We start from the raw sequence: 13043 nt of genomic DNA, 5'->3' as shown, positions 1-13043 counted from the left end.
CCGCCTCAGAACCCGTTCGTCCCGTCCGTGAACCGCAGCGCATCGAGCAGGATGCCGTGCGCCGCCATCTCCCAGTGCAGGTGGGCGCCCGTCGAAAGCCCCGTGTTCCCCACCGCTCCGATGAGCTGGCCCGCCTCCACATGGTCGCCCTCCGCCACCGCGATCGAACTCAGGTGCGCATACCCCGAATACAGCCCGCCGCCGTGGTCGATGATCACCATGTTGCCCCGCACCCTCAGCTCCCGCGCCAGCACCACCGTGCCCGAGTTCGTCGCCACCACCGGCGTCCCCTCCTCCGCTCCGATATCCGTGCCCCCGTGGTGGCCGCTCGGCGGCGCCCCGTTGATCGACCGCTGTTCGCCGAACCGCGCCGTCAGCGCCCCCTGTGTCGGGATGAGCCACGGCCCGCTCCAGAGCTTCACCGGCGTCACCTTCACGTAGATGCTCTTGAGGAGCGCCAGCTCGTCTGCCACCACCTGCGGGTCGAGCAGCGTCGCCGTTTGCTCGTCCGTGAACTCCAGGTAGTCCACCGTCCACGGCGTCGCCAGCACCGTCACCGTCGCCTCGAGCGTCCCCCGCGTCCCGTTCGGCATCCGCACGTCCACCGTCAGCCGGTGCGTCCCCGGCGGGTCCTCCGTGTCGACCGGCACGAACGTGTACTGGCTCTGGCTCCCTTTCGTCAGCGGGAACTTCCGGCCAAGGAACTCCACCTGCCCGCCGATGATGTCGCCCGTCACCGAAACGAGCACCGCGCCCGCCTGGTACACCTCGAGCGTCGAGACGATCAGCTCCGGCGGCACCAGCGGCGTCGGCGAAACGCCCGGCGGCAGTGTCGGCGTCGGCGACGGTCCCACCGGCGTCACCATCCGCGTCGTGATCTCCGGCGTCCCGTCGGCCCCCGCCGAGCACGCCGCGGCCGTCAGCAGCCCGAGCGCCGCCAGCGCGGCGAGCGCTCCCCGTCGCCAGTGCGCACCGTGGGCGGGCATCTCCCGCAGGGTCGCCCATCCCGGCCCGGCCCGCAACCCGCTGCCCCCGCGCCGCCGCGGCCCGCGCCCGGCTCCGCCACACGTTCCGTCATTCCCTTCCATCACATGCTCGTCGCCCTCTTTTCCCGTGCCCTGCGCCCTCCGAATTTCCCCATGGGCGTTACCGGATTGCCCATCAAGCGAGCGGCCCCGCCGGCGCGGTCGGCGGGGCCGCGCTGGCCTCCGGTGCGCCACGCCCGCTTCGGAGTCGCCCCTGCACATGTCGCCGCCCCTGCTGTTGCCCGCCCTTCCACGCCGCATCGCCGCAGCCGCCGCGCTGGCGCTCATCGCTGCCCTCGCGGCGCTCCTCCTGCTCAGCCGGCCCGGCCGCGCCGAAGGTCCGCCCGCCGTCACCGTCACCGCCGCCGCGTCGCCCGCCGCCGTCGCCGTCGGCGGCAGCTTCGAGTGGACCGTGACCATCGACATCCAGGGGCCCAGCCCCATGGAAACGGGCGGATGGCTGCTCTTCCAGGCCGACCTCTACCTGCCGGGTGCGCTCACCCACGACCCGCCCGATTTCTCCGGCCCGGACCGGTCCTGCAGCCCCGGCTCCCCGTCCGACTACGAATGCGAAGCGTGGGCCTTCCTCGAACCCGATGCCCCCGCTGCCACCCTCGTCATCCCCATCGCCGCGCTGGCCCCCCGCAACGCCGACGTCTGCGGCCCGCACGAGCTCTTCGTGAAGTACAGCTGGACCTACTGGGAGGGCGAGACCGAGGAGCCGACCGCCTCCGGCAACGGGTCGGCCGCCGCAACCGTGACCGTCCAGTGCAAGGTCGCCGCCCAGCAAGGCCGCGTCCTCGTCGGCAAGGTCGTCCCCGGCTTCCCCGGCGATACCGCGGCTTTCTCCGCGACCCTCACGCCCTGCTCCGGGGGTGAAGACCAAGCCGGCCCCGCGGTGAACGTCGCCTTCAGCCAGCCCGCGCCCGGCAGCGCTTCCGTCGCGCCCGGCTGCTGGGAAATCTCCGAGCAGATCACCCTGCCCGGCTACAGCCTCCTCGGCTGGGCCTGGGCCAAGCACGACGCCGAGGGCAACGTCTACTGCCCCACGCGCGAAGAGTCCGCCGAGCAGCCCGTTCGCTTCACGCTCCAGGCCGACCAGGTCGTCGCCATCTGCTTCTTCAACAACCGCAAGGAAGCCACGCCGATCGACCCGCCCGCCCGCGGCACCATCGCCGTCGTCAAGGTCGTCGATGGCGACCCGGCCGACGATACCGAATTCACCGCCGAAGTCTGGGGCCCCGGCAGCGAACCGGAATTCGTCGGCTTCTCCCAGGCGGCGCCCGGCGAACTCTCCGGCCTCGCCCCCGGCAGCTACAAAGTCGTCGAACAGGAGCTCCCCGGCTACCGCCTCCTCGGCTGGGCCTACGGCAAGCCCTCCCGCTTCGGCCCCGTCTGCCCCGGCACCCCGGCCTTCGATGGCAACGGCGCCCCGGTCACGATCGCCTCGGCCGATGCCGCGGCCGAAGCCCAGCCCGGCACCGGCGAGCTGGTCGCCGTCTGCTTCTACAACCAGCGGCTCGACGTGAGAGAGGACCCCATCGAGCCCGAAGACCCGCTGGACCCCGAGGAGCCCGCGATTCCCGTCATCATCATCGTCGAGAAAACGGAGAGCGTGCTCGGGCTCGAACGGCCCGGCGCCGGCTGGCAGTTCACCGTCAGCGGCTGCGGCATCGAGCCCCGCACCGCCCCCACGGGCGCCGACGGCAGCGTGAAGTTCGCCGTGCCTCACGTGCCCGGCTGCAGCTACACCGTGACCGAAACGCTCCAGTCCGGCTGGGTGGCCGTCACGCCGTCCCAGGCCGCCAGCCCCCGCAAAGCCGGCGATGTGGTGACGCTCACCTTCCTCAACATCAAGGAATGGAACCCGCCCTGCATGGCCGGCTGCTACGAACTCCCCGTCGACCCGCCCCCGCCCCCGCCGGCCAGCCCGCAGCCGCCCGCCCAGCAGGCGAACCCGCCCGCCAGCCCTGCGACCCCGGCCCCGCAGGCGCCCGCCCCGGCGCCGGCTGACCCCGCGCCCCCCGGCGCCTCCTCGGCCACCGGCGCGCCGCCGGCCCCGGCCGCCTCGCTCGGCGTGCCGCTGCCGCCGAACACCGGCACCGGCGCAGCCCGGGAGGACGCCCTCGCCGGCCTCCTCCGCGCCGCCGCGGCCGTCGTCCTCAGCCTCTCTGCGGGGCTGACCCTCGTCGCCGTCGCCCGGCGCCGCTGACGCCCGGCGGCCCGTCCCTGTCCCGCGCCCGGCGGTCCCGCGCCGCCGGGCGTCCGTTTGCCCGGCGCACCCGGAGCACCGTCAGCGGCTCAGCGCCTGCTCTGCGTACGGCCGCAGCATCTGCATCGGCGAGAGCGGCGCCCCGAGGCTCGCGCACACCCCCCGCAGCAGCCCGATCACCCGCCCCAGCAGCACGAGGTCGCCCGGGATCTGCTCCACCGGGTTCGCCCGCATCGCGCGGTTCCGCACCCGCAGCTCGCGCGGCCCAGCATCGATCGGCCGCGGTTCGAACAGGATCGCCAGCGTCGCGAGGACCGCCTCCGGGTCTTCGTTCCGCACCCGCACCCCCAGCTCCCGGAAGGCCGCGATGATCGTCTCCCCGTCCCGGTTCGCCGTCCCCAGCACCAGCCGCGCGAAGCCGCGCCGCGCCGCGTCCGGCAGCTCCTTCGTCAGCCCGAAATCGAGCAGCGCCACCCGCCCGCCCGGCAGCACGAGGATGTTCCCCGGGTGCGGGTCCGCCTGGAACAGCCCGTCCACCATGATCTGGTGGCCGTAGGCGCTCGTGATCGCCTGCGCCAGCGCCGCCCGGTCCGGCGCGTGCGCGTCGCGCCGCTCCGCATCGAGCAGCCGCGCCCCATCCACGTACTCCGTGACCAGCACCTTCGGCCGCACGTAGCCGTCGACCACCGCCGGCACCACGACGCCCGGCAGGTGGGCCAGGTTCTGCCGCACCCGCCGCGTCATCTCCGCCTCCCGCTCGAAGTCCAGCTCCAGCGGCACCTGGCTCGCGATTTCGTTCACCACCGTCCGAAAGTCGAAGTTCCGCTCCAGCCGCGCCACGATGCCGACGAGCGTCCGCATGTTTCGCACGTCCAGACGCACCAGCCCGGCGACCTCCGGGTACTGGACCTTCACCACCACCTCCCGCCCGTCCGGCAGCTGCGCCCGGTGCACCTGCGCCAGCGACGCCGACGCCAGCGGCTCCGCATCGAACCGCGCGAACAGGTCTTCCAGCGCCGCCCCGAACTGCTCTTCGATCGTCGCCCGTACCACGCCGAACGGGTGCGGCGGCACCGCATCCTGCAGGCGCGAGAGCGACCGCGTGTAGGCCTCCGGCAGCAGGTCCGTCCGCGTCCCGATGAACTGCCCCGACTTGATGTAGAGGCCACGCAGGTCCGTCGCCAGCCGGTAGAGCGTCTCCGCGAACTCCTCGTGGCGCGCCTCCCACGCGGCGGCCGCCGCCTCGGGCGGCAGGTTTCGGACGCGGCGCTGCGTCCGCTTGTAGCCGAAGTAGATGCGGGCCGCGGTGCGGCCCACGCGCGCGGAGCGGCGGAGTCGTCGGACGGTTTCGAACATCGTTCGGGAAGTATATCGGGTCGGCGATGTCCCGTTCGACACCCGTGCCCGGGGGAACGGCTCGCCCGCCAGCCGCGAGTCAGCTAGCCTCTCAGCATCCGAACACCGTTCGAATGTGATGGGAGGCTGCGATGCCCTCGAAAACTCCCCTCCTCCTTGCCGCCGCTGCAGCCCTTGCCGGGCTCGCGGGGTGTGCCGACGGCAGCCGGGCGCCGGGGCCGACGCCGGCGGCGACGCCCGGCGCCGCCGCTGCAGCGCCCACTCTCGCCTCCCCTTACGCGCCCGGATGGTCCGCCGTTCATGCCGACGCCCGCAACAGCGACTATGCCCCCGCCCCGGCAGCCGGCGACCTCTCCCTCGCCTGGAGCGTCCGCCTCGAAGCCGGCCAGCAGGCCGGGCCCCTGCCGTGGGCCATCAACCTCGGCCCGACCCTCGGCCCGGAGGGCAACCTCTACGTCACCTCGACGTCGCCCGGCTGCCACCTCCGGGCACTCGACGCGGCGACGGGCGAGTTGCGGTGGTGCGCCCGCGGCATCGACAGCCTCGCCGTCGTCTCCTCCCCCACCGTTGCCCGCGACGGCACCCTCTTCATCGCCGACGGCGGCGGCCTCCACGCCATCACCCCGGCCGGCGACGAGCAGTGGCGCCTCCCCCTGCGCGGGGTGCCGCTGTCCCTCCAGTTCACCCCCGATGGCAACCTCGTCTTCGTTACCCACACCGGGACCGTCTACCTCGTCGACCCGTCGGCGGGCGCCGTGATCGGCCAGCCGCTCGACCTCGCCCCCGGGGCCGCCTGGCAGCCGTCCGACGGCCTCTGGGCCTGCAGCGCGCGGGCTGCAGGGCTGCCCCAGCGCCAACACGCTCGCCGTCGACCCCGCCTCGGGCACCATCTACTTCACGTTCTGGGCGCCGGGGTCGCCGTCAGCCGGCCTCCGCGCCATGCGCTACCGCCCCGGCCATTCGCCGGCCTTCGAGCCGCTCTGGACGAACGACAGCCTGCCCGGCGGCACCGCCTCGAGCCCCGCACTCTCGTTCGACGGGCGCCGGCTTTACGTCACCGACAACGAAGGCTCGCTTCACGCCATCGACGCCGCCAGCGGTGCCAGCGCCTGGAGCCTCCCCATCGGCTACCCGGCCGACGGCAGCCCGTCGGTCTCCCCCGAAGGGCTCGTCATCCCCGCCGGCGGGCGCGGCGGCTGGGTCGTCGCCGTCCGCGACGAAGGCGACCGGGGAGTCCTTGCGTGGGAACGGCGCGACCTCGCCAATCGCGGCGTCGTCATGCAGTCCCCTGGCGGCCGCGCGCTTCGCCGCCGTGGCAGCCGGGGACTACCGCCTCGAGCTCGTCGTTCTCGACACGCGCGACGGCACCGAACTCGACCGCGAGACGCTCCCCGGCCAGGGCGTCTTCAGCGTCGGGACGACCGCCGCCCTCGACGGTACCGTCTTCGTCGCCGCAATCACCGGCTGGCTCGCCGCCCTGCGCTGATGCGGGCCGCCCCGCATCGCCGGCTAGATCTGGCTGTAGCCCGAGCCCTTCCGGTCGATGCCGATGCCCTTCCCTTCGCGGATCCAGCCGAACTCGAGCAGGATCTCCTGGCTGTAGGTCACCCGGCCCGCCACCTTCTCCTTCGGCTCCGTCGCCAGCAGCAGCGCTGCCTGCGCCATCAGCAGCGGCGGCTCCCCGCGCGGGTCGTCCATCCCCGTCACCAGGTGGTGGAACACCGTCCCCGGCGTCGGCACCACCTGCGACGGCGAAACGCACGTCACGCTCACCCCGTCGTGGTACACCTCGCTCGCCAGCCCCTGCGTGAACCGCTCCAGCGCCGCCTTCTCCGCTCCGTAGAGCGTCCCGCCCCGGCCGATGTTCTCCGGGTACGGCCCCCGGCCCGGGCCGATCGCCGCCCCGCTCGAGATGTTCACGATCGCGCCCGACTTCCGCGGCAGCATGTCCTGCAGCACCAGCTGGCTCAGGTAGAACGGCGCGTGGAAGTTCACCGCAATCGAGCGGTGCCACTTGTTGATGGGGTAGTCCTTGATCGGGATGAAGTACGTGAGCGCCGCATTGTTCACCAGCACGTCGATCGGCCCGTAAGCCGCCCGCGCCGCCTCCACCGCCCGCGCGCACTGCTCGTATTCCGAGATGTCCGCGGCGATGGCCATCGCCTCGCCGCCCGCCTCCCGGATCATCGCGACCGTGTGCTCGAGCGACCCCTCCAGCGGGTGGTCGCCCTCCCGCAGCGTCCGCGCGACGCAGGCCACCCGGCCGCCCTCCGCCGCGAACAGCCGCGCAATCTCCGCCCCGATTCCCCGGCTCGCGCCGGTCACGATGACCGTCTTGCCATCCAGCCTGCCCATGGGCTCCTCCCTGACGTGAACGTAAGCGTTCGCGGATTCTAGCCCATCCGCGGCCGGCGCGCCGGGCGCGAAAAACGCCCGCCGTCTTCGGCGGGCGTTTCCCGGTTCGAACCTCAGCCCCGGGAGCGGGGCGGCATCAGGCCGCGTCCTGCGCTGCCTGCGCCTTCTGCACGAGGTGCGCCATCCGCCGCTTCAGGCGGTCCGCCTTCCCCACGTGGATCGCGCCCTTCTTCGCCGCCCGGTCCACCGCCGAATAGGCGCGGCTCAGCGCCTCCTTCACGGCGTCAGCATCGCCGGCCGCGACTGCCTCCCGCAGCTTCCGGATGGCATTCTTCGCGCGCGTCCGTCGCGAACGGTTCCGCTCCCGCTCACGGAGCGACTGGTGCCAGCGTTTGATAGCCGATTTGTGGTGCGCCATGACTGTTCGAACCCGGGGCAAAATCTCGTTGGTGCCGAACCTCGAGCGTAGCAAGCGGCCCCCTACCGGGCAATCCGGGCGGGGAGGTTGGAGGTTGGAGGTTGGAGGTTGGAGGTTGGAGGTTGGAGGTTGGAGGTTGGAGGTTGGAGGCTGGAGGTTGGAGGTTGGAGGTTGGAGGTTGGAGGTTATCCTCCCTCCCAGCTCCCAGCTCCCAGCTCCCAGCTGCCGCCTCCCGCCTCCCGCCTCCCGCTTCCCGGTTCCCGGTTCCCGCTTCCCGGTTCCCGCTTCCCGGTTCCCCCTACTGGCCGGTCAACCTTTTCAAATCTGCCGATGACAATCCGTCGAAAGGCGTTCGGTTTCGAGCGTTTTCACCCGATCATCCATTGACGTTTCCCCGCTGCGCCACGTACATATCGCAAGACGCTATGGGTGCGTATAGGCCAGATAGGCCAATCCTATCGGCCGCCGCCGACGTACCGTCGGTGTACCAAGCTTCAGCAGGGGGATTCTCAATGTCTGGTTCATACTGGGACCGCTTCTGGAAGGAGCGCCGCACCCGGCGCCGCTTCCTCGGCGGTGCCACCGCCCTCTCCGCCGGCGCCGCAGGCCTCGCCCTCGTTGGCTGCGGCGGCGGTGATGACGACAACGGCGGCCTCTCCGGGCTCGCCACGCCCACGCCCGGCCCGCAGGCCACCCCGACCCCGTCCGACCCCTTCGCCAACGCCAAGCGCGGCGGCACCTACCGCATCACCTTCACCGGCGACCCGCCCACCATCGACCCCTACGGCAACCTCTCCTTCCTCACCAAGGGGTACGCCGCCTACGTCTACGGCCGCCTCTTCAAGTACAACGCCGGCCCCGGCGTCCGCCAGGCCGACCTCCGCCCCGTCCCCGACATCGCCGAGAGCGCCGAGGCCAGCCCCGACGGCCTCACCTGGACCATCAAGCTCAAGCCCAACGTCAAGTTCCACAACGTCGCCCCCGTCAACGGCCGCGCCGTCGATACCGACGACGTCAAATACTCCTGGGGCCGCGCCACCGCTGAGACCAACACCAACCGCTCCCAGGTCGCCTTCGTCGATTCCGTCCAGTACCCCGACAAGCAGACCGTCGTCTTCAAGCTCAAAGAGCCCAACGCCGCCTTCCTCGACGTCCTCGCCGACGCCAACCTCGTCTGGATCATGCCGAAGGAAGCCGAAGGCGGCTTCGACCCGACCAAGACCTCCATCGGCTCCGGCCCCTGGATCCTCGAGAGCTACACCCCCTCCGTCGGGTTCAAGCTCAAGAAGAACCCCGATTGGTACATGAGCGGCTTCCCGCTCATGGATGGCGTCGAAATCTCCATCATCCCCGAATACGCCAACCGCCTCGCCCAGTTCCAGGCCGGCAACACCGACGCCGAAGGCCTCAACGCCGAGGACCTCGTCAACGTCAAGAGCGCCCTCCCCAACGTCCAGCTCTACGGCGAAGTCTCCCAGCTCCTCGGCTTCGTCTACATGGACTCCAAAGCCGATTCGCCACTGGAACAAAGACCCGCGCGTCCGCCAGGCCATCTCCATGTCCTTCGACCGCGACGGGCTCCTCGACCTCCAGTACAACATCAAGAAGCTCAAGGAAGCCGGCCTCGCCGTCTCCGAGCGCTGGAACAACCTCATCCCCGCCGGCCTCGTGCGCTTCTGGCTCGACCCGAAGAGCGCCGCGCAGGGCGAATCCGCCAAGTACTTCAAGTACGACCCCGCCGAGGCGAAGAAGCTCCTCGCCGCCGCCGGCTACCCCGACGGCTTCAGCACCGTCTACCAGTACACGGCCAACCGCTACGGCTCCGGCTTCAACGCCGCCGCCGAAGCCAAGATCCAGATGCTGAACGCCATCGGCATCAAGACCTCCACCGACGTCCAGGACTACTCCTCCAAGTACATCACCCAGACCTTCACCGGGAACTTCACCGGCATCGCCTTCGGCTACCAGACGCCCTTCCCCGAGGCCGGCGGCTACCCCATCCGCTTCTTCACCGACAACCAGCTCAACCACTCGCGCATCAAGGACCCCGAGCTCGAACAGCTCGCCCGCGCCCAGCAGCGCGAACTCGACCCCGACAAGCGCAAGCAGATCTTCTTCGACATCCAGCGCAAGAACGCCGAGAAGATGTACTACATCCCCGTCTCGGCAGGCGCCGGCACCGCCTGGACCGGCTACCGCGAGTGGGTGAAGAACATCGACATCCAGACCGTCCCGGGTGCCTACTCCGCCGGCACCGAGGAAGTCCCCTTCATCTGGCTCGACCGGGCCTGATACCGGGGGACGCTCCCCACAACGGAACGGAATTCGACTACACTACGCGCCCCGGGGTGGGCCGGCCCCAACCGGCCCACCCCTCATAACGCCCGCCGGGTTCGCACCATATGCAGCGCTACATCCTTCGCCGCCTCCTCCTCATGGTCCCCACCCTCCTCGGCGTCACCTTCGTCGTCTTCGTCATCGTCCGGGCCGTCCCCGGCGATGTCGTCGACCTCGTCCTCGGCGAATTCGGCGCCGGCGACCAGGCCACCAAGGAGGCGATCCGCAAGGAATTCGGCCTCGAAGGCAACATCGTCGCCCAGTACGTCCGCTGGCTCGGCGATATCGTCCAGTTCGACCTCGGCCGCTCCCTCATCTCCAGCCGCGAAGTCACCTCCGAGCTGCGCAACCGCCTCCCCGTCACCTTCCAGCTCGGCGCGATGGCCATCTTCTTCTCCCTCCTCATCGCCATCCCCGTCGGCGTCATCTCCGCCATCCGCCAGGACACCTGGGCCGACTACGCCGGCCGCAGCTTCGCCATCGGCCTCCTCGCCGCCCCAAACTTCTGGATCGCCATCCTCCTCATCTCCCTCGCCGCACGCTACTTCCAGTGGGGCGTCCCGCCCGCCAAGTACATCCCCTTCACCGATGACCCCATCGGCAACTTGAAGCTCATGTTCATGCCCGCCCTCATCCTCGGCGGCGGCCTGAGCGGCTCCGTCATGCGCTTCACCCGCTCCTCCATGCTCGAAGTCCTCCGCCAGGACTACATCCGCACCGCCTGGGCCAAGGGCCTCCGCGAACGCGTCATCATCATCCGCCACGCCATGCGGAACGCCCTCATCCCCGTCGTCACCGTCGTCGGCCTCCAGCTCCCCGTCCTCGTCGGCGGCACCGTCATCATCGAAACCGTCTACTCCATCCCCGGCATGGGCCGCTACTACGTCTCCTCCATCGACCAGAAGGACTACCCGGTCATCCAGGCCGTCAACATCGTCGTCGCCCTCGTCGTCGTCTTCGCCAACCTGACCGTGGACGTCCTCTACTCCGTCATCGACCCCAGGATCCGGTACTCGTAGCATGGCCACCGACGCAAAAGTCCTCGAAACCTACGCCCTCCGCCGCGAACTCACCCGCGCCGAACGCTGGCGCCGCTCGGTGACCAGCTTCATCCGCACCAAGCCCCTCGGCACCTTCGGCGCCGCCGTCGTCATCCTCCTCATCCTCATGGCCGCCTTCCCGCAGGCCTTCACCTTCGGCAAAGACCCGAACGTCGGCGTCCTCTCCGAACGGTTCCAGGGCCCCTCCCTCAGCCACTGGTTCGGCACCGACCAGCAGGGCCGCGACCTCTACACCCGCATCGTCTACGGCGCCCGCAACTCCATCCTCATCGGCTTCGGCGTCGTCGCCATCTCCTCCTCCGCCGCCCTCGTCCTCGGCGTCGTCTCCGGCTACTTCGGCGGCAAATTCGATATCCTCCTCCAGCGGCTCGTCGATATCGGCATCGCCCTCCCCGGCCTCATCTTCATCATCCTCTTCGTCACCTCCATCCAGCAGATCCCCGTCAACCTCCGCATCGTCCTCGCCGTCGGCACCCTCGTCGCCCTCAGCCAGTCCCGCGTCATCCGCGGCGCCGCCATCGCCGCCAAGCAGAACCAGTACGTCGAAGCCGCCCGCGTCCTCGGCGCCTCCGATTTCCGCATCATCTTCCGCCACGTCACCCCCAACGTGTTCCCCGTCCTCATCGTCGGCGCCTCCATCCAGGTCGGCGGCGCCGTCCTCGTCGAATCCTCCCTCGCCTTCCTCGGCTACGGCGTCCAGCCGCCCACCGCCTCCTGGGGCCGCATGCTCAACGAAGCCCGCGAACGCCTCACCCAGTACCCCCACGTCGCCATCTTCCCCGGCCTCGTCATCTTCCTCACCGTCTACGCCTTCAACATGTTCGGCGATGCCCTCCGCGACGTCCTCGACCCCCGCCTCCGCGGCTCCCGCTGAGGCCCGCCCATCCCCCGCTCGCGGGTAGCCCAATCTCCCCGTACAATACCTCGACGGGCCCCCGGAAAACGGGGGCCCGGAGTCTGTTCAGATGCCCATCATCGTCGTCGTCGGCGGCCAGTGGGGCGACGAAGGCAAAGGCCGCATCGTCGACCTCCTCGCCCGCAAAGCCCGCGTCGTCGCCCGCTATTCCGCCGGCAACAATGCCGGCCACACCATCGTCAACGAACTCGGCGAATTCAAACTCCACCTCGTCCCCGCCGGCATCTTCTACCCCGAAAAAACCTGCGTCATCGGCAACGGCGTCGCCATCGACCCCGAAGTCCTCCTCGGCGAAATCGACGGCCTCGAGCAGAAGAACATCGACACCTCCCGCCTCGTCGTCTCCGACCGCGCCCACGTCATCATGCCCTGGCACCGCCGCCTCGATCAGCTCGATGAACAGGCCCGCGGCGCCCACGCCATCGGCACCACCGGCAAAGGCGTCGGCCCCTGCTTCGCCGATAAAGTCGCCCGCCGCGGCATCCGCATCTGCGACCTCCTCCGCCGCGAAGACCTCGTCCCCCGCATCGAAGCCGCCCTCGCCTACCAGAACCGCGTCATCACCGGCGTCTACGGCGCCGAGCCGATCGACTTCCGCGAGTGCCTCGAGCGCTACATCGAATACGGCCAGCGCCTCCGCCCCTACGTCGGCGACGTCCAGGAGATCGTCCTCGAGGCCCACCGCCGCGGCGAATACGTCCTCCTCGAAGGCGCGCAGGGCTCCCTCCTCGACCTCGACCACGGCACCTACCCCTACGTCACCTCCAGCGTCCCCTCCTCCTCCAGCTCCGGCGCCGCCCTCGGCGTCGGCATCGGCCCCACCGACATCTCCCGCGTCGTCGGCGTCTTCAAGAGCTACTGCACCCGCGTCGGCAACGGCCCCTTCCCCACCGAACTGTTCGACGACACCGCCGACCAGCTCCGCGACCACGGCAAAGAGTTCGGCCGCGGTGAATACGGCACCACCACCGGCCGGCCCCGCCGCATCGGCTGGCTCGATGCCGTCGCCGCCCGCTACAGCGTGCGCTTCAACGGCCTCGCCGCCGTCGCCCTCACCCGGCTCGACGTCCTCGATACCCTCCCCTCCATCAAAATCTGCACCGCCTACGAACTCGACGGCCGCATCATCGATACCTTCCCCGCCCGCGAATCCGAACTCGAACGCGTCCGCCCCGTCTACGAAGAACTCCCCGGCTGGCAGACGCCCACCACCCACGTCCGCTCCTTCGATGACCTGCCCCCCCAGGCCCAGGCCTTCATCAGGCGCGTCGAAGACCTGCTCGAATGCCCGGTCGACCTCATCTCGGTCGGCCCCTCCCGCGAACAGGCCATCATCGTCAACCCCATCTTCTGACCGGGAGCG

General features: G+C 70.4%; 11 protein-coding genes and 3 pseudogenes. 10 read left to right on the top strand and 4 right to left on the bottom strand.

The window, feature by feature from the left end:
• Positions 1–5: 5 nt before the first annotated feature.
• Positions 6–986: a M23 family metallopeptidase gene (locus tag O0235_RS05750; RefSeq protein ID WP_270057583.1), complete on the bottom strand. Its 981-nt coding sequence runs from the start codon at positions 984–986 to the stop codon at positions 6–8.
• Positions 987–1245: 259 nt separating this feature from the next.
• On the opposite strand from O0235_RS05750, the gene O0235_RS05745 reads away from it, so the two are divergent.
• Positions 1246–3237, top strand: a complete 1992-nt coding sequence (locus tag O0235_RS05745; protein WP_270057582.1) for a hypothetical protein — start codon at positions 1246–1248, stop codon at positions 3235–3237.
• Positions 3238–3318: 81 nt separating this feature from the next.
• Here O0235_RS05745 and O0235_RS05740 read toward each other — a convergent pair whose 3' ends face one another.
• Positions 3319–4593 (bottom strand): ABC1 kinase family protein, encoded by a 1275-nt coding sequence (locus O0235_RS05740; protein ID WP_270057581.1) that lies wholly within the window; start codon positions 4591–4593, stop codon positions 3319–3321.
• Positions 4594–4724: 131 nt separating this feature from the next.
• Between O0235_RS05740 and O0235_RS15695 the strand changes: the two are divergent.
• From O0235_RS15695 to O0235_RS05735, 3 genes and pseudogenes are all read left to right on the top strand, one after another.
• Positions 4725–5348, top strand: a pseudogene (locus tag O0235_RS15695) (outer membrane protein assembly factor BamB family protein); the annotation flags it as partial.
• A gap of 184 nt (positions 5349–5532) precedes the next feature.
• A pseudogene (locus tag O0235_RS15690) lies at positions 5533–5883 on the top strand (outer membrane protein assembly factor BamB family protein); the annotation flags it as partial.
• Positions 5884–5905: 22 nt separating this feature from the next.
• Complete coding sequence (locus tag O0235_RS05735; RefSeq protein ID WP_270057580.1) at positions 5906–6079, top strand: hypothetical protein; 174 nt, start codon at positions 5906–5908, stop codon at positions 6077–6079.
• Positions 6080–6102: 23 nt separating this feature from the next.
• Here the strand turns inward: O0235_RS05735 and O0235_RS05730 are convergent, their stop codons facing one another.
• Both O0235_RS05730 and rpsT read right to left on the bottom strand, forming a co-directional pair.
• The gene (locus tag O0235_RS05730) at positions 6103–6948 is read right to left on the bottom strand and encodes an SDR family NAD(P)-dependent oxidoreductase (RefSeq protein ID WP_270057579.1); all 846 of its coding nucleotides are present in this window, start codon (positions 6946–6948) and stop codon (positions 6103–6105) included.
• 136 nt (positions 6949–7084) lie between these two features.
• On the bottom strand, positions 7085–7366 hold the full coding sequence (gene rpsT / locus O0235_RS05725; protein ID WP_270057578.1) for a 30S ribosomal protein S20: 282 nt from the start codon (positions 7364–7366) through the stop codon (positions 7085–7087).
• A gap of 31 nt (positions 7367–7397) precedes the next feature.
• Here rpsT and O0235_RS05720 point away from each other — a divergent pair, with 31 nt between their 5' ends.
• From O0235_RS05720 to O0235_RS05695, 6 genes and pseudogenes are all read left to right on the top strand, one after another.
• Positions 7398–7700, top strand: a complete 303-nt coding sequence (locus tag O0235_RS05720) for a hypothetical protein (protein ID WP_270057577.1) — start codon at positions 7398–7400, stop codon at positions 7698–7700.
• 91 nt (positions 7701–7791) lie between these two features.
• Positions 7792–8805, top strand: a pseudogene (locus tag O0235_RS15685) (ABC transporter substrate-binding protein); the annotation flags it as partial.
• A 118-nt stretch (positions 8806–8923) separates the two neighbouring features.
• Positions 8924–9658, top strand: a complete 735-nt coding sequence (locus O0235_RS05710; RefSeq protein WP_270057575.1) for an ABC transporter substrate-binding protein — start codon at positions 8924–8926, stop codon at positions 9656–9658.
• A 110-nt stretch (positions 9659–9768) separates the two neighbouring features.
• Entirely contained in the window at positions 9769–10722 is a 954-nt protein-coding gene (locus O0235_RS05705) for an ABC transporter permease (RefSeq protein ID WP_270057574.1), read from the top strand.
• Position 10723: 1 nt separating this feature from the next.
• A complete protein-coding gene (locus O0235_RS05700; RefSeq protein ID WP_270057573.1) occupies positions 10724–11638 on the top strand; it encodes an ABC transporter permease in 915 nt (304 codons plus the stop codon).
• A gap of 91 nt (positions 11639–11729) precedes the next feature.
• On the top strand, positions 11730–13034 hold the full coding sequence (locus O0235_RS05695; RefSeq protein WP_270057572.1) for an adenylosuccinate synthase: 1305 nt from the start codon (positions 11730–11732) through the stop codon (positions 13032–13034).
• Positions 13035–13043 lie beyond the last annotated feature (9 nt).

The organism is Tepidiforma flava, assembly GCF_027594505.1.
GTDB lineage: Bacteria > Chloroflexota > Dehalococcoidia > Tepidiformales > Tepidiformaceae > Tepidiforma > Tepidiforma flava.
Note: the sequence above shows the minus strand (reverse complement) of the source record. Positions and strands in the feature narration are given on the sequence as shown.